Origin of the sequence: Paraburkholderia sp. J8-2 (assembly GCF_905220195.1) — a bacterium.
Lineage (GTDB): Bacteria > Pseudomonadota > Gammaproteobacteria > Burkholderiales > Burkholderiaceae > Paraburkholderia.
On the sequence record NZ_CAJMZA010000049.1, the window covers coordinates 26,094 to 42,207 of the forward strand.

General features: G+C 66.5%; 12 protein-coding genes and 1 riboswitch. Of the genes, 4 read left to right on the forward strand and 8 right to left on the reverse strand.

Going from position 1 to position 16,114, the window contains the following annotated elements:
- Nucleotides 1-63: 63 nt before the first annotated feature.
- Nucleotides 64-957: a class I SAM-dependent methyltransferase gene (locus U5A52_RS41095; protein WP_415766428.1), complete on the forward strand. Its 894-nt coding sequence runs from the start codon at nt 64-66 to the stop codon at nt 955-957.
- Nucleotides 958-1,019: 62 nt separating this feature from the next.
- On the opposite strand, the gene U5A52_RS41100 is transcribed toward U5A52_RS41095, so the two are convergent.
- From U5A52_RS41100 to U5A52_RS41135, 8 genes are all read right to left on the reverse strand, one after another.
- On the reverse strand, nt 1,020-1,934 hold the full coding sequence (locus U5A52_RS41100; RefSeq protein WP_321917338.1) for an ABC transporter ATP-binding protein: 915 nt from the start codon (nt 1,932-1,934) through the stop codon (nt 1,020-1,022).
- A 77-nt stretch (nt 1,935-2,011) separates the two neighbouring features.
- A complete protein-coding gene (locus tag U5A52_RS41105) occupies nt 2,012-2,983 on the reverse strand; it encodes an ABC transporter permease (protein ID WP_321939983.1) in 972 nt (323 codons plus the stop codon).
- Between the two features lie 81 nt (nt 2,984-3,064).
- Nucleotides 3,065-4,123, reverse strand: coding sequence for an ABC transporter substrate-binding protein (locus tag U5A52_RS41110; protein ID WP_321917334.1), 1,059 nt, complete (start codon nt 4,121-4,123; stop codon nt 3,065-3,067).
- A gap of 56 nt (nt 4,124-4,179) precedes the next feature.
- Nucleotides 4,180-5,664 carry an allophanate hydrolase gene (gene atzF, locus U5A52_RS41115; RefSeq protein WP_321939984.1) on the reverse strand — a complete coding sequence of 495 codons (1,485 nt, stop codon included), beginning with the start codon at nt 5,662-5,664 and terminating at the stop codon, nt 4,180-4,182.
- On the reverse strand, nt 5,655-9,290 hold the full coding sequence (locus U5A52_RS41120) for a 5-oxoprolinase/urea amidolyase family protein (RefSeq protein WP_321939992.1): 3,636 nt from the start codon (nt 9,288-9,290) through the stop codon (nt 5,655-5,657). The genes atzF and U5A52_RS41120 overlap by 10 nt, the downstream gene beginning before the upstream one ends.
- 2 nt (nt 9,291-9,292) lie before the next feature.
- Nucleotides 9,293-9,946: an urea amidolyase associated protein UAAP2 gene (locus U5A52_RS41125; protein WP_233888895.1), complete on the reverse strand. Its 654-nt coding sequence runs from the start codon at nt 9,944-9,946 to the stop codon at nt 9,293-9,295.
- A gap of 16 nt (nt 9,947-9,962) precedes the next feature.
- Nucleotides 9,963-10,742, reverse strand: a complete 780-nt coding sequence (locus U5A52_RS41130; RefSeq protein WP_321917330.1) for an urea amidolyase associated protein UAAP1 — start codon at nt 10,740-10,742, stop codon at nt 9,963-9,965.
- 56 nt (nt 10,743-10,798) lie between these two features.
- A riboswitch (guanidine-I (ykkC/yxkD leader) is annotated at nt 10,799-10,945 on the reverse strand.
- A 516-nt stretch (nt 10,946-11,461) separates the two neighbouring features.
- On the reverse strand, nt 11,462-12,349 hold the full coding sequence (locus tag U5A52_RS41135) for a LysR family transcriptional regulator (protein WP_321939985.1): 888 nt from the start codon (nt 12,347-12,349) through the stop codon (nt 11,462-11,464).
- A 140-nt stretch (nt 12,350-12,489) separates the two neighbouring features.
- Between U5A52_RS41135 and U5A52_RS41140 the strand changes: the two genes are divergently transcribed.
- The 3 genes from U5A52_RS41140 to U5A52_RS41150 all read left to right on the forward strand — a co-directional run bounded on the left by U5A52_RS41140 (nt 12,490) and on the right by U5A52_RS41150 (nt 16,016).
- Nucleotides 12,490-13,773 (forward strand): MFS transporter, encoded by a 1,284-nt coding sequence (locus tag U5A52_RS41140; protein ID WP_321939987.1) that lies wholly within the window; start codon nt 12,490-12,492, stop codon nt 13,771-13,773.
- A gap of 60 nt (nt 13,774-13,833) precedes the next feature.
- The gene (locus tag U5A52_RS41145; protein ID WP_321939988.1) at nt 13,834-14,727 is read left to right on the forward strand and encodes an amidohydrolase family protein; all 894 of its coding nucleotides are present in this window, start codon (nt 13,834-13,836) and stop codon (nt 14,725-14,727) included.
- Between the two features lie 263 nt (nt 14,728-14,990).
- Nucleotides 14,991-16,016 carry an Acg family FMN-binding oxidoreductase gene (locus U5A52_RS41150; RefSeq protein ID WP_321917324.1) on the forward strand — a complete coding sequence of 342 codons (1,026 nt, stop codon included), beginning with the start codon at nt 14,991-14,993 and terminating at the stop codon, nt 16,014-16,016.
- Nucleotides 16,017-16,114: the final 98 nt, after the last annotated feature.

Below are 16,114 nucleotides of genomic sequence, written 5' to 3' on the forward strand. Positions count from 1 at the left end.
GGCCAGCGCAGGCGCACGTATCCGGGTATCGTGTGGACTATCCACAACCTGCACCCCTCGCCCATGATTCCGGTCCAACGTCATCGAGTGTTCACACGCCTTGCGCTAAAACGCACTGCGGCCATTGCCACAGCGTCTCTCGCGCTCTTCGCAGCCGGATGTGCGACGTCCAGCCAGCAGGCCGGACACGGCGCACAGACGCAAGCTGCGGCCGCCACTTCACTCGATGCCGCGATCGCCGGTCCCCAGCGTAGCGAGCGGGCCAAAGCGCGCGACGTCTATCGACATCCGAAGGAGACGCTGCAGTTCTTCGGCGTCGAGCCCACGCAAACGGTGCTCGAAATCGCACCGGGCGGCGGCTGGTACACGGACATCCTGGCGCCGTGGCTGCACGCTGGCGGCCATCTCTACGAGGCGCAATATGTCAGCACGTCGGCGGAACTGGCCGCCGAAGACCGCGACACCGACGCCGCCTTCCTGCGCAAGCTCGCAGCAGCCCCGGCGCTTTATGGCAACGTCAAGGTCGGCGCCTTGCGCGCAGGCGAATTCACGGGCTTCGAGGCGCAAGGCCAGTTCGACGAGGTGCTCACGTTCCGCAACATCCACAACTGGATCAAGGACGGCCAGATCGACGACAACCTGCGCGCGTTCTATGTCGCACTGAAACCCGGCGGCGTGCTTGGCGTCGAGGAGCATCGCGCGCGGCGAGGCACGACCGTGCAGCAGATGATCGATACCGGCTACGTGACCGAAGCGTACGTGATCGAGCATGCGCAGAGCGCGGGCTTCGTGCTGGCCGCACGCAGCGAGATCAACGCGAATCCGAAGGACACCAAGGATTATCCGCACGGCGTCTGGTCGCTGCCGCCCACCTACGAGGGCGGCGACGCGGACCGCGCGCGCTATGCCGAGATCGGCGAATCGGATCGCATGACGCTGAGGTTCATCAAGCCATAACGCCCTTGCCGAGCGCCGACGCTGCACGCGGCTTCAGGCATGCATGCCTGCACCGGCACGGCTCACTCCACCGTGTCGTTCACGTCGGTCAAGCGAATCATGTGCGGGCGCACGCGGGCCTCGTCCTCGGGTTCCTCCTGCGCCGGCGGATGAATCAGCGCGTCGAGGCGCGCGCGCGTGGCGAGGAACTCCGGCGTGTTGAACTGCGCGTAGCCGCGCGGACGCGGCACCGGCACCTCGATCAACTCCTGCACCTGCCCCGGATGCGCCTTCAGCACGAGGATACGGTCTGCCAGGTAGATCGCTTCGTCGAGGTCGTGCGTGATGAAGAAAATCGTAATGTCGACGTTGCGCCAGATATCGAGCAAATGCGCCTGCATCTTCGCGCGCGTTTGCGCATCGAGCGCGCCGAATGGTTCGTCCATCAACAGGATGCCGGGCCGATTGGCGAGCGCGCGTGCAATCGCCACGCGCTGCTTCATGCCGCCGGAAAGCTGGTGCGGATACGCGTTGGCGAACGGCTCCAGCCCGACGAGGTCGAGCCATTGCAGCGCCTCGCGCTCGGCTTGGGCCTTGCCCTGCCCATTCATACGCAATCCGAACATCACGTTCTTCTTCACCGTGAGCCACGGAAAAAGCGTATAGCCCTGAAACACCATGCCGCGGTCGGCGCCTGGGCCGCTCACTGTCTTGCCGTTCACGCGGACCTCGCCCGATGTTTGCGCTTCGAGGCCCGCGAGAATCCGGATCAGCGTGGACTTGCCGCAGCCCGAAGGCCCGATCACGCACACGAACTCGCGCCGGTGCGTGGTGAAGCTCACATCGGCGAGCGCCGTGTGCTCGCCCTGCGGCGTGACGAACCGCTTCGTGAGATTGCGCACTTCCAGGATCGGCTCGCGCGCTTTCAGTTTTTCGAAGCGCGCGCGCACCGCCTCGGACTGAAGGAGATAGTCGGGAACGGTTTGCGGATTGAACATGATGCGGTCCTTGATGATCCAGAATGCGTTTCGAAATGCGTGTCGTTGCGCACGCATGCAGGCGATTGCGCCGCGCGTCAGGCCTTGAGCGTGCGATCCCACGGAAACAGCTTGCGGCCGAGGAACGCCAGCACGAGATCGGTGCCGAGGCCAATGATGCCGATCATCATGATCGCCGCGTAGACGTTGTCGAAGTGCTGATAGCGCGCCTGCTGCGTGATGTACCACGTGATGCCCGAGCTCGTGCCCACAAGCTCCGCGACGATCAGGTAGGTCCACGCCCAGCCGAGCAAAATGCGCTGGTCGCGATAGAGATCGGGGAGAATGCCGGGCACCACAACGTGCGTGAGCAGTTTCAGCCGCGTGGTTCCGAGCGTCATCGCCGCTTCGAGCAGGCCATATTCGAGCTTGCGCGTGGTGTTTGCGATGATGAGCACCTGCTGGAACAGCGTACCGATCACGATAATGGCGATCTTCGGCGCGTCGTAGATGCCGAGCACGGCCACCATCAGCGCGCCGAACGCGGGCGCCGGCAAATAGCGGAAGAACTCGAAGAACGGCTCCTGCAGTCGTGCGAGCACGCTATAGGTGCCGCACACGATGCCGAGCGGCACGCCAATCAGCGACGAGAACACAAAGCCCCAGAAGATGATCTGCACACTGTGCCAGAGGCTCTGATGCAGCCACACGCCGTCCTGAGCGACGGGCGGTGTCGTGAACGCGGTATAGAACGCGCGCAGCACTTCGTGCGGCGCGGGCAGATACACCGGGTTCGCGGGCATGCCCGCCGGCAGCGCGGCGTGGGTTTGCCGCGCATGGTCGAGTTCGTCGGCGAACACGGCCTTGTCGACACGCATGCCGGGCTGGAAATAGTCCACGCTGCCCGGCTGCGTGATCAACACTTGCGGATGCCAGACGAACGGCACATAGCTCACGAGACACCACACGAGCACCGGCAACAGAAACGAGCCGATGCCCAACATCCACTTGCCGCGCGGCGAAAGCTCGCGGCGTACGGCAAACCATCCGGTCTGGCTGATTTCGGCCATGATGTTCTCCTTGACGTTCTGCTGCCAGGGCCTGTTCACGCTGATTTCACGTCGAGAACAGGCCCTGTATGACTCGCTGCCTTACTTCAGTGCGCTCGTGAGGGAGGGGTCCACATACGTGTTCACGTCCTGCGAGGTCTTGTAGACCTGGTACTTCACGTTGAACGCGTCGGCGACATGGCTCGATCCGTAGAGCGAGCCGAATCCGTCGGCTTTTACGTAGGCGTGTTGCGCCTCGGGCAGCGTGAGCAGCTTCGTGCCCTTGAGCAGCGGCAGATACTGCGCCGGCGTGAGGCCCACGCGCGCGGCCATGATCTTCACGGCGTCGGGTTGCGTGGCCGGGTCGTCGATGTACTTCACCACGCGGTACCAGACCTTAGCGAGCTTTTCGTAGTCGGCCTTGTGCGCGGCGAGGCTCACAGGGTTCACGGCAAGCACGTCGTAGATGAGGCCCGGCTCGTCGGCGGAGGTGAACACGGGCCGCGCACCCGGCACCGCGCGCTGCGCTTCGCCCGCGTTCGGCTGCCATGCTGCGATGGCCGAGACGTCGGAAGAAGCCAGCACTTGCGGCGTTTCGTTGGTCTTCGCGTTCACGAGCGTGACTTCGCCCTCCTTCATCCCTGCGCGCTGGAGCGCGTCGAGCAACAAGAGGTGATCGACCACGCCGAACTCCACGCCGATCTTCTTGCCCTTGAGGTCCTGGATCTTGCGTGCGGGCGGCTTGGCGATGACCATGTCGTTGCCGTTCGAGTAGTCGGTGATGAGCGCCATCACGTTCTTCGCGCCGTTCGCGCCCATCGTGAGCGCATCGCCGTTGGTGACGAGCACGGCGTCGAGTTTGTTGGCCGCGAAGGCGTCCATCGAGGCCGCGTAGTCGAACCAGTCGAATTTCACGTCGAGGCCCGCTTCCTTGAACCAGCCCTTGTCGATGGCCACCTGCCACGCCACCCAGCCCGGCCAGTCGCTGTAGCCGATGCGCAGCGGCGCGGCGGCCGCGGCCTGTACGCCGGCCGCGAACAGGCCCGTGGCCAGTGTGAGCGCGCTGGCGGCGCGCAGCGCCCAACGGCGCAGCGGTGCGGCAGATGTTGCGTGGCGTGCGTTGTCTGCGTGGGTTGCGAACGGAACGTGCGTCATCTTCATGGCGAATCTCCAGGAGTGAAAGTGCAACGGTTTTCTTGACGTAATGGCGTGGGGTTTCATGCTTCGGCGCTCCCGCTTGCGCTATGCGACCCTGCCTCGGCCAGCGCCGCGCGACACGCGTGCGAGCCGCCCTGAGCGCTGATGCCGGGGGCGTGCGCCAGCGCGGCGCGCTCGCCCAGCCACGCGCGGGCCAGGTCGAGCAGGTACGCGTCGTCGTGTGCGCGCGCAACGAACGTGATGCCGAATGGTTTGCCCGTGTGCGGACCGCTTGCGCACACGCCCGCTGGCACGGCGAGCGCGCTCAAGTCGAGCAGGTTCACGAAGTTGGTGTAGTAGCCGAAGCGCGCATTCACGCCAATGGGGTCCGCTTCGAGTTCGGCGATTGTGGATGTGGTGGGTGAAGTCGGCGTGACGAGCGCGTCGATCCGCGGCCACACGCGCTCGCTTTCCATGCGAAGCGCCGCGAGACGGTCGAACGCCGCGAAGGTGTCGGCCGCGCTCCAGCGCATTGCACCGCCCACGATCTCGCGCGTGACAGCATGCAGCGCTTCGGGCTGCGCCTCGAAGAACGGCCGGATGGCGGCAAGGCGCTCGGCCACGAACGGGCCTTCGTAGAGCAGCCGCGCCGTGGCGAGGAACGGCTCGAAATCGATCTCCACGAGTTCGGCGCCGGCCGCGCGCAGCTTCGCGAGCGCCGCGTCGAACGCCGCCGCATAGGAAGCGTCGCCATAGAAGCTCAACTGTGCCGCACGCGGCACGCCGAAGCGCACGCCGGCAAGTGTTGCGCGCTCGCGACCGGTTGGCTGCCAGGCGCGTGCATACGGGTCGTCCTCGGTTACGCCGCGCGCGCACTCGAACACGCGCTGCGCGTCGTTCGCCGAGTGCGCGAAGATCGAAACGCAATCGAGCGAGCGGCACGCGGGCACCACGCCCTGCGTGCTCAGCACGCCCTTGGTCGGCTTGAGACCCACGAGACCATGAAACGCCGCCGGCACGCGGCCCGAGCCCGCCGTGTCGGTACCCAGCGAGAACGCGGCGAGGCCGAGCGCCACGGCCACGGCCGAGCCCGAACTGGAACCGCCCGAGGCGTACTCCGGGTCCAGCGCATTTCGGCACGCGCCATAGGGCGAGCGCTGGCCCGAGAGGCCCGTGGCAAACTGGTCGAGGTTGGTCTTGCCCACGGGAATCGCGCCCGCCGCGATCAGGCGCTCGACCACGGGCGCGCTGCGCTCCGGCATATACGCATAAGCGGGGCAACCGGCCGTGGTCGGCACGCCCGCGAGGTCGATGTTGTCCTTGATCGCAAACGGCACGCCATAGAGCGGCAGCGTGGCGGGATCACGTTGCGACAGCGCGTCGGCGTAACGCATCATCTCGTCGCGCGTGAGCGCACGGATCCATACGCGATGCGGATCGTCGGCGCCGGTGCGCGCGGCAATGCGTTCGACGAGTTGCGCCGGCGTGAGGCTGCCGTCCAGGTAGCGCGCGCGCAGCGCCGCGAGGGTCATGGGCAGGTCGTCGTTATGCGGATTCATTGGCATGCGGCCTCCTCGCCGCTCACGGCGGTTGCGTGTGCGGGATCGCCCGATGCTTCGGACGCCACACGGATTACCATCAAACGCTGCCCCGCCACCACGGCGTCGCCGGCCGCGCAATCCAGCGCGTCGATCACGCCGGCCGCGCTTGCGGTCACGGTCACTTCCATCTTCATCGATTCGAGGATGGCCAGGTCCTGGCCCTCTTCGACGCGCTCACCCTCGGCGACGAGCAGCTTCCACACGCTGCCCGATACGTCGGCGCCAATCGCGCGGCAGTCGTCGGCCAGGGCTTCGGCGGCGCGTGCGGCGCCGGCTGCTTCGTCTGCTGCGCCTTCGGCGACGTACTCGGCCTGACCCGCTTCGCGCCAGCGCTCGCGTTCGGCCTCGAACGAGGCTTGCTGCGTGGTCTTGAACGCGGCGATCGAGGCCGCCTCGTCGTGCAGGAAGCGCTCGTACTCGCCGAGGTCGAACACCGATTCCTCGATGCGCAGGCTGCGCCGCCCCGCGAGAAACTCGCTGCGCCACTCCGCGAGTTCGGCCTCGCTCACCTCGAAGAAGCGGATTTCGTCGAAGAAGCGCAGCAGCCACGGCTTGCCCGGCGCGAACTCGGTTGTCGTGCGATAGCGGTTCCACATCTGCACGGTGCGGCCCACGAACTGATAGCCGCCGGGGCCCTCCATGCCGTACACGCACATGTACGCGCCGCCAATGCCCACGGCGTTCTCGGGCGTCCACGTGCGCGCCGGGTTGTACTTGGTGGTGACGAGCCGGTGACGCGGATCGACGGGCGTCGCCACAGGTGCGCCGAGATAGACGTCGCCGAGGCCGAGCACGAGGTAGCGCGCGTCGAACACGATGCGCTTCACGTCGTCGATGCTCGCAAGACCGTTGATACGGCGAATGAACTCGATATTGCTCGGACACCACGGGGCGTCGGGACGCACGGACTGCATGTAGCGCTCGATGGCCACGCGGGTGGACGGGTCGTCCCACGAGAGCGGCAGGTGCACGACGCGATTCGGCACGCGCATGGCATCGACGGCTGGCAGCATTGCTTCGGCATCCTGCAGATGCGCGATCAGCGTGTCGAGCGTGAGCACGGCGGGGTCGAAATGCACCTGCAGCGAACGGATGCCCGGCGTGAGATCGACGATACCGGGCAGGCGGTGCGTTTCGAGCCAGTTCGTCAGCGCATGCACCCGGAAGCGCAGCTTCAGGTCGAGCACGGAAGGGCCGTATTCGATCAGCAGATTGCGGTCGCCCGAGCGGCGATAGACCACGCCCACGCCCTCGCCCGCCTGTTCGTCACGATAGAGCACACATTCGTGCGCGTTCCCCTTCACGGCGGCAACGGCGGCAGGCGCAGCGGGCACGAACCGAACCGTATCGCCGGGGCGCAGTTGCCCGAGCTTCCACAGCTCCTCGCCGATCACCGTGACCGGGCACACGAAGCCGCCCAGGCTCGGGCCGTCCGGGCCGAGAATCACGGGCATGTCGCCCGTGAAGTCCACGGCGCCGATCGCATAGGCGTTGTCGTGGATGTTGGAGGGATGCAGGCCCGCCTCGCCGCCGTCCGCGCGCGCCCATTGCGGCTTCGGGCCGATCAGGCGCACCCCCGTGCGGCTGGAGTTGTAGTGCACGGTCCAGCGCGCTTCGTAGAGCATCGCAATGTCGTCGCGCGTGAGGAAGTCGGGTGCGCCGTGCGGGCCGTCGAGCACCGCCAGCTCCCACTCGTGCGTGAGCGCCGGCACGCGCTGCGCCGCGAGCTGCGCGCCCACTTCGGTCGCGGCGCCCTTGCCGGCTCCTGGGGCGAGATGCAGCACGTCGCCCTTGCGCAGCGCGCGGCCCGCATGGCCGCCGAACTGGCCGAGCGTGAAGGTCGCTTTGCTGCCGAGATAATCGGGCACCTGCAGGCCGCCTTTCACCGCGAGGCATGCGCGCACACCCGCGCCGGTCACGCCGCCGAGCTTGAGCACCATGCCCGCGCTCGCGCGCACCACCTGCCAGTACGGCACCGGCTCACGGTCCAGCGTGGCCGCAAGTGGCGCGCCGCCCAGCACGAACAGCGTTTCCGTGTTGAAGCGCAGCGTCGCGCCCACCATCGTGAACTCGAGCCCCGCCGCATCGGGCGCGTTGCCTAGCAGTTCGTTGGCCAGGTTGAACGAGCGGTCGTCCATCGGGCCGGAGGGCGGCACGCCCACGTCCCAGTAGCCGAGGCGGCCCGGCGTTTGCTGCACTGTGGTCTGCACGCCGCCGTCGAGCACGTCGATCGTGTGCGGCGCGAACAGAAAGCGGCCGAGAAAGCCCGTGGTTTGCTCGCCCGCCACGAACGTTGCGCACCCAACGATCGCGCGCAGATAGTCGAGGTTTGTTTCGATGCCGTAAAGCTGCGTGTGCGCGAGCGCGTTGCCGAGCTTCGCGAGCGCCGCGTCGCGCGTTGCGCCGGTGGCGATGATCTTCGCGAGCAGCGGATCGTAGAACGCGCTGACTTCGGTGCCCGCGTCGATCCACGTGTCCACGCGCGCGTCGGCGGGAAACGCTACGTGCGTGAGCAGCCCCGAACTCGGCTGGAACTGGCGGTTCGGATCTTCGGCGTAGACGCGCACCTGGATGCTCGCCGCACGCGGCGCGAGCGTATTGGCGGGTGCGAGCGTGTCGAGCGGCGCAAGCGTGCCTTCGGCCTGGCGGATCATCCATTCCACGAGGTCGACGCCGTACACCTCTTCCGTCACACCGTGCTCCACCTGAAGCCGCGTGTTCACTTCGAGGAAATAGAACGCACGGGTTTGCGTGTCGAACACGAACTCCACCGTGCCCGCGCTCGCATAGCTCACCGCTTTCGCGCATTGCACGGCCGTGCCGTGCAATGCGCGGCGTTCGTCGTCGGTCAGGCCCGGTGCGGGCGTTTCCTCGATCACCTTCTGGTTGCGCCGCTGCACCGAGCAGTCGCGCTCGCCGAGCGAGATCACGTTGCCCCGGCCGTCGCCGAACACCTGCACTTCGATATGGCGCGCATGCTCGACGAACTTTTCCAGGTACACGCCCGCGTTAGCGAAGTTGCTTTCGCCAAGCCGCACAACCGAGGCGAATGCGGCTTCGAGCTGCGCGGCGTCGCGGCACAGCGACATGCCGATACCGCCGCCGCCCGCCGTGCTCTTGAGCATTACGGGGTAGCCAAGCGTGAGCGCTGCTTCGAGCGCCGCCGCCACGTCGGGCAGCAGACCCGTGCCAGGCAGCAGCGCGACTTCGTTGGCACGCGCGATGTCGCGTGCCGTGTGCTTGAGGCCGAAGGCCGTCATCTGCTCGGCGCGCGGGCCGATGAAGGCGATGCCTGCTCGCTCGCAAGCCCCCGCGAACGCGGCGTTCTCGGAGAGAAAGCCATAGCCCGGATGCACGGCCTGGGCGCCGGTGCGTTGCGCCGCCGCGAGAATGGCCTCGGCGTTCAGATAGCTCTGCGCAACGGGCGCAGGCCCGATGCAAACGGCTTCATCCGCGAGCATGACGTGCATGGCGTGGCGATCCGCTTCGGAATACACGGCGACGGAGGCGATACCCAGACGCTTGAGCGTGCGGATCACGCGGCACGCAATCTCGCCGCGGTTGGCAATGAGAACCTTGTCGAACGCCATCGTCATGCCCCCCATACGAGCAGACGCACGGGCGTCGGGTTATAGCCGTTGCACGGGTTGTTCAACTGCGGGCAGTTCGAGATCAGCACCGTCACATCCTGCTCCGCGCGCACTTCTACGTATTTGCCGGGCGCGGAGATGCCGTCTTCGAACGTGAGCTTGCCAAGCGGCGTAACGGGCACGTTCATGAAGAAGTTGATGTTGCTGACGATATCGCGCTTGCCGAGCAGCGCGCCCACGCCGCACGTGCAGTGCGCAAGCGCGTTGAGGTAGCTGTCGCGGCAGCTGTGCATGTGGCGTTTTTCGAGCGCGTAGCGCACGGTGTTGCTCTCGGCCGCGCAGGCGCCGCCAAGCGTGTCGTGGCGGCCGCACGTATCGGCGACGATGGTGAGCAACGGCGCACCGCGGTTCGACATGAGCACGCTGCCCGCGCTCAGATAAAGGTTGCGCTGCGCGCGAATGGTGTCCTGCGCGCTGTAGCGTTCGGTGGGATCGGCGCTGCTGTAGAACAGCGTGTCCACGGCCTGGTTGCCTTCGAGGTCGACGATGCGCAGCGTTTCGCCGCGCTTCATGTCGTGCATCCACGGCTCGCCCGCAGGCAGAGTGAAATCGGTATGGGCATTGCGCTCGTCGAGCGCGCTTTCGATGATCGGCATGACAGATCCTTTGCGCTCAGGCGAACAGACGGTCGGTGTTGATGAAGCCGCGCTCGTTCTCGGCGCAGGCCGTGCGGCACAGGTCGTCGGCGCTGGCGGCCGCGTCCGCCGCGTAGGCGCGCCAGGCAACGAGCTTCACCGGCTTCGGCGCGTACTCGCCGTGCGGATCGAGCGGGTGCGGGGCCGTTGAAAACGCCGCGAGCGTGTTCATCTCGAAGCGCAGGTCGAACGCCGCGCCCGCCTGCGAGTGGCGTGGCACGAATTCGAGCGAGCCGTCCTCGCCCACGGCCACCTTGCTGAAGAAGTTGACGTTGGCCACGAGATCGCGCGCGCCCAAGCCGTATTTCGCGAGTTCGAGCACGAGGCTGTCGCGGCCGTTGCGGATCATGTCGTTTCGGTGTGCCTGGTAGCGCCGCTCGCCATACTTGCGCATGGAGAGCGTCGCGTCACCCACCCCGCCGAGGGGGTCGTGCCAGCCGAGCGTATCCGCGGTAATCGAGGCGATCACGCGGCCCATGTCGGTATAAAGCGCATGGCCGCGCGTGAGATGGGCCGTGTGCTGCGCCTTGAGCGTGTCGGCCATGTTGTAGCGTTCCAGCGGATCTTCCTGGCGGTGGAACACGGCGGCGAGATTCGCGCCGCCTTCGAGGTCGATCACGCGCAACGCAAGTCCACGGCGCAGGATGCCCGACCAATGCGCGCCGGCGGGAATCACGGTTTCCCACAGCACGTCCACGGGTGGCAAGGCGGTTGGCAGGTCAGGCTGCGCGCAGGCAGAAGAGAAGCGGGTCGGCATGGAGGCTCCGGTTTGCGAAGGGAAAAAGCGTGAGAGGGCGACCGAACGACATCGCGACCTCCCGGGCTTTTATCCCTCCGTGGAGCCTCATCGCCGCCTTGCAGGCAAGGTGGGAGACGAGACCGGATTGCTCTCGGACCAGGCATCGAACACGCGGCATGAACTCATGCGTTGCGCCGACCGGAACCCTAGCGATCCTAAGATGATGCAAATTGCTTCGCACCTCTCGCCAGGCTAATTAGCGAGTTCTGTGCCAAGTCTGTCTGGGTGCGTTGAAGCCCGCCTCGATGCGCCCTCGCGGCGCGAGTGGGAGCGAGGCACGCGCCAGAACGCGCCACGTCCGCTCAATCGCAGTGCAGCGCGTGCACCATGTTGCGGGGCCAGGCACCGCGACGGGGCGGCGTGCCTGCCCATGCAGCGCCGCGCAGGCGCGAAAGTCCAATGGCATGTGAATTGCGTTTGCATGCGGCTCACGCAGCCCGCTCATTCACTTGCCCATGCGTCCAACGAGACTCGCCATGCAACCCGTCCCGCACTTCGCCGCGCGCCTGCGCCAGTTCCTCTATGTCGTGTTTGCCGCGCGCTTTATCGAACTCGCGCCGCGTGCGACTTCAAACGCGAAACGTGAATAGAGGCTGCTCGCCCTTCGAGCGTACCGTCACCCGGGGCGCGCGCCCGCAACGGCACGGCCGCAGCCACGCCTTTCCTGATTGATCGGCTCAACGCGAACTGAGCAACGAAGCGAACTTGTCGGCGAGCGTGGGCCGCGACCGGTGTGGCCAGATCGCGCTGAGTTCGAAGAACGGCAGCGCGCCGCCCTCGCGCACTTCACATACGCGCACGCCGGAAAACTGGAGCGCCTTGACGGATTCCGGCAGCAACGAAGCGCCGCACCCTGCCGCAACGCAAGCGAGCACGGTTAGCGACCGATTGGCGTCCTGCACGATATTGGCCTCGCAGCCGAACTTGCGAAACGCGCTCAGGATGCCCGCGCGCACCACCGGCAACTGGCCATGCGGAAACCAGACCAGCCCGATGCGTGCAAGATCCGCGAGGCCAAGCTTGCCGTCGGCGCCGAGCGGATACGACTCGTGCACGACCGCCAGCAGCCGCTCGCGCACGATCAGCTTCTCGCGCATTCGTCCGCTCACGGCAACCGGCGTGTGCAGCAGGCCAATGTCGATCTCGCCGGAATCGAGTGCGCTGGCCTGCTCCGCATTGCTCATTTCGCGCAGCGTCAGTTCGACGTTGGGCACCGCGCGGCGCAGCGCCGCGATCGCCTTGGGCATCACCTCGAACAGCGCCGCCGACGCGAAGCCGATAGCGAGCCGCCCGCCGCGCTGCGCGCCGATATCGCGTGCGCGCTTTTCGGCCGCCTCGATGCGCGACACGCTCAGCCGGATGTCGTCGACGATCGCCTCGCCCGCTGGCGTCAGCGCCGCGCCGCGGCGCGTTCTCGCCAGCAGCTTCACGCCAAGGTCCTGCTCCAGCCGCGTGATGGCCTGACTGAGCGCGGGCTGCGCCATGCCCAGCTGACTGGCCGCGCCAGTGACGCTGCCGGCGTCGACGACAGCGAGGAAATACTTGAGCGTGCGGACAGATTCCATATCAAAATGCTATGAAAGAACAACATTTCCATAGTATGCGCGCATTCCCGCCTTTTTTAGAATGACCTCCACCAATTAACAGCGGCCGTGCTGATCAAGCCCCGGCCGCCGCGCCCAGCGGCGCGCACAAGGAGACGACCATGCGCTGGTACCGGGACATCACGCCCCTCGAAAAGAGAACGTTGTGGAGCTGCTTCGCAGGCTGGGCGCTCGACGGCGTCGACACGCAGGTCTTTTCCCTCGTCATTCCGTCGCTGCTGGCAACGTGGGGCATCAGCAAGGGCCAGGCCGGACTGATCGGCGGCGCAACGCTCGTAGCCGGTGCGCTAGGCGGCCTGCTCGCGGGCATTCTGGCTGACCGCGTGGGCCGCGTGCGGGCCCTGCAGATCACCGTCGTCTGGTTCTCGCTGTTCACATTCTTAAGCGCGTTCGCGCAGAACTTCGACCAGTTGCTGGTGTTGAAGACGTTGCAAGGCATTGGTTTCGGCGGCGAGTGGACGGCTGGCGCCGTACTCCTCAGCGAGACGATGAACCCGAAGCATCGCGGCAAGGCGATGGGTATCGTGCAAAGCGCTTGGGGCTTCGGCTGGGGCGGCGCGGTGCTGCTGTATATGCTGGTCTTTTCGTTCGTGTCGCCGCAATGGGCCTGGCGTGTGCTGTTCGCGATCGGTCTCGTGCCCGCGGTGCTCGTGCTGTACCTGCGCCGCAACATCGTCGAGCCGCCGCGCGAGGCGCAGACGGCGAGCGACGAACGTGGCCAGCGCGGCGTCTTCAGCATTGCCGCGGGCATTTTCGATCCCGCCGTGATTCGCACGACCCTCGTCGGCGCCCTGATCGGACTCGGTGCGCACGGCGGCTATCACGCGATCACCACCTGGCTGCCGACGTACCTCAAGACCGAGCGCCACCTCTCAGTGCTGGGTACAGGCGGCTACCTGGCCGTTGTCATTGTCGCGTTCATCGTCGGCTGCTTCGTGAGCGCCTGGCTGCAGGACCGCATCGGGCGACGCCGGAACGTGATCCTCTTTGCCGTGTGCTGCGCGGTGATGGTCAACATCTACACCTTCCTGCCGCTCAGCGACACCACCATGTTGATCCTGAGCTTCCCGCTCGGGCTGTTCTCGGCGGGTATTCCCGCGACGCTCGGCGCACTCTTCAACGAGTTGTATCCGCAGGGCGTGCGCGGCACGGGTGTCGGGTTCTGCTACAACTTCGGCCGCATCGTATCGGCGGGCTTTCCGGTGTTGATCGGCCATATGAGCAGTTCGATGTCGCTCGGCGCGGCGCTCGGCATTGACGCAGGCGTGGCGTATGGCCTCGTCGTTATCGCGGCCTTGCTGCTGCCCGAGACACGCGGCCGCCGCATGGCAACCTCCGCGCAAAGCGGCGCGCGGACCGACGCCCCTGCCGCTTCGCGCAGCTGAGTGCGCGCCTTCCCGTCGCCACGCGCCGACCATTGAACCGACTCCCAGACTGAACACACGATGGACCTCACTTTGCCCGCAACCGCCGCCGATCCTTTCCTGAGCCTCTCCGGAAAGAACGCCGCGTGGCTCGATACAGAAGCATCGTACGTGACCGGCATCGACTCGCATGCGCACATATTCGTGCAGGGGCTGCCGCTCGCCGCGCAGCGCCGTCACGCTCCCGACTACGACGCGACGCTCGATCAGTACGTCGACCAGCTCGCCAGTCACGGCATGTCTCACGGCGTGCTCGTGCAGCCGAGCTTTCTTGGCGTCGACAATTCGTTTCTGGCGGCAGTGTCGAAGCGCTATGCGCGGCGCTTTCGCGGTGTCGCTGTCGTCGATCCGGAAGTCGGCGACGAGGAACTCGAAGCGCTGAATGCCGCGCATGTCGTCGGGGCGCGGCTGAATTTGATCGGTGTGCCGTTGCCCGATTTTCATGGCCGCCGATGGTCGGCACTGCTTTCGCGGCTCAACGCGCTGCGCTGGCATGTCGAAGTGCAGGTGCACGCCGCCGATTTGCCCTATGTGCTCGACGCGCTGCTCGCGCACCGCTGCACGGTCGTGGTCGATCACTTCGGCCGTCCAGATGCCGCGCGCGGCGTAGACGATCCCGGTTTTCGCCATCTGGTGTCGAAGGCGTCGTCCGGCGACGTGTGGGTCAAGCTTTCCGCCGCTTATCGCAGCGTGCAAGGCGCGTGCGGCACCGAAAGCGCAATCGCACTCGCAGCGGCGCTGCTCGATGCATTCAGCGCGCAACGGCTCGTCTGGGGCAGCGACTGGCCCCATACGCAGCATCGCCACCTCGTCGACTACGCCGCGGCCGCGAACGCGCTGCAGCGGTGGATTCCCGACGAGGCAGCCAGACGGACGATTCTCACGACGTCGGCGGTGGAACTGTTTCGTTTCTAGCTTCTAGCTGCTAGCGCGCGGCGTTCGTCCTGGCTTCGCACGCTAAACACCTCAGGCGCGCCAGAGACCACGCAAGTGCAGCACAGCGCGGACGGCTATCTGCTCATCAGAAACCAGCGCTATCCGCGTAGGGTTGACTCAAGTCAATCGCGACCACGCTTCGGCACCTAGACTGATCCCACGCCGCCCTTGTTGGCGGCTTTCTCAATCATGCCGCACTGATTTCACCGGGCGCCCCGCGCCATTGAGAGTCGGGATACACCATGCTCGACAAGCCACACGACCCTGCCGCCAGCGCCACGCCACTCGACAAGCTCGACGACTACGCGTTGCGTTACGCCGTGCGCCACGCAACGCTCGCCCCGTCGAGCCACAACAGCCAGCCGTGGCGCTTCGTCGCCAGCCGCGACCGGATCCTGCTGTGCGCCGACCGGCTACGGGCGCTGCCCGTTGTCGATCCGTACGATCGGGAGCTGATCATCAGTTGCGGTGCGGCGCTGTTCAATCTGCGCGTGGCGCTCGCGAGCCTGGGCATTGGCTATGCGATCACGCTTTTTCCAGCGAGCCTCGATCCCGACCTGCTCGCCGATGTGCGCCTGCTTCGCGAGCGTCCCGTTGGCGCGGAGCTGGCTGCGCTCGTGAGCGCCATTGCCCGGCGGGTCACCACACGTCGCCCGTTTTCTCCGGTGCCGGTCGCTGCGGCCGTCGAACGCGAACTCATCGACGCAGCCCGTGCCGAGGGCGTGGAAGTTGCGTGCGCAACCGAAGCCGGAACGCGCGAGGCGATCGCCGACCTCGTCGCCGAAGCCGACCAACGGCAGTTCGCCGATCCCCGGTTCCGCCGCGAACTCGCGAAATGGATCCACCCGCGCCACACTGGCGACGGCATGCCGTCCTACGCGGCCGGACTCGGTTCCCTGCTCGACTTCGCGACACCGCTTGCCGCCTCCGCGATACGCACGTTCGACGTGGGTGGCGGCGTGGCGGCGACCCACCGGGAGCTGGCGGCGGCGTCGCCCCTGCTGCTGAGCATCGCGACGAGCGTCGACGATGCGCAGGCCTGGCTCGCGGCGGGCGAGGCGCTCGAGCGGGTGCTGCTGGTGCTGACGTCGCACGGACTGTGCGCTTCTTACTTGAACCAACCGATCGAGGTGGCCGAACTGCGTGCGCGGCTGAGTGCGCTGCTAGGCATGCCGGGAGCCGTTTGTCCGCAGGTCCTGCTGCGCATCGGACACGGCACGCCCGATGCGCCGTCGCCGCGCCGCCCGTTGAGCGAAGTCGTGGCGTAGGTCTCCATTCATCGCCTCGGGCGGCGCTTCGCCTGACGTTGAACATTCAACCGCCGCCCGCTTGCGCTGGACCGCAGCGAGCCTCCACGTTCGTCCTT

Excerpts from the sequence above, each read along its gene's own strand:
- U5A52_RS41095 (WP_415766428.1), top strand. The coding sequence starts at position 64 with ATGATTCCGGTCCAACGTCATCGAGTGTTCACACGCCTTGCGCTAAAA.
- U5A52_RS41100 (WP_321917338.1), bottom strand. The coding sequence starts at position 1,934 with ATGTTCAATCCGCAAACCGTTCCCGACTATCTCCTTCAGTCCGAGGCG.
- U5A52_RS41105 (WP_321939983.1), bottom strand. The coding sequence starts at position 2,983 with ATGGCCGAAATCAGCCAGACCGGATGGTTTGCCGTACGCCGCGAGCTT.
- U5A52_RS41110 (WP_321917334.1), bottom strand. The coding sequence starts at position 4,123 with ATGAAGATGACGCACGTTCCGTTCGCAACCCACGCAGACAACGCACGC.
- atzF (WP_321939984.1), bottom strand. The coding sequence starts at position 5,664 with ATGCCAATGAATCCGCATAACGACGACCTGCCCATGACCCTCGCGGCG.
- U5A52_RS41120 (WP_321939992.1), bottom strand. The coding sequence starts at position 9,290 with ATGGCGTTCGACAAGGTTCTCATTGCCAACCGCGGCGAGATTGCGTGC.
- U5A52_RS41125 (WP_233888895.1), bottom strand. The coding sequence starts at position 9,946 with ATGCCGATCATCGAAAGCGCGCTCGACGAGCGCAATGCCCATACCGAT.
- U5A52_RS41130 (WP_321917330.1), bottom strand. The coding sequence starts at position 10,742 with ATGCCGACCCGCTTCTCTTCTGCCTGCGCGCAGCCTGACCTGCCAACC.
- U5A52_RS41135 (WP_321939985.1), bottom strand. The coding sequence starts at position 12,349 with ATGGAATCTGTCCGCACGCTCAAGTATTTCCTCGCTGTCGTCGACGCC.
- U5A52_RS41140 (WP_321939987.1), top strand. The coding sequence starts at position 12,490 with ATGCGCTGGTACCGGGACATCACGCCCCTCGAAAAGAGAACGTTGTGG.
- U5A52_RS41145 (WP_321939988.1), top strand. The coding sequence starts at position 13,834 with ATGGACCTCACTTTGCCCGCAACCGCCGCCGATCCTTTCCTGAGCCTC.
- U5A52_RS41150 (WP_321917324.1), top strand. The coding sequence starts at position 14,991 with ATGCTCGACAAGCCACACGACCCTGCCGCCAGCGCCACGCCACTCGAC.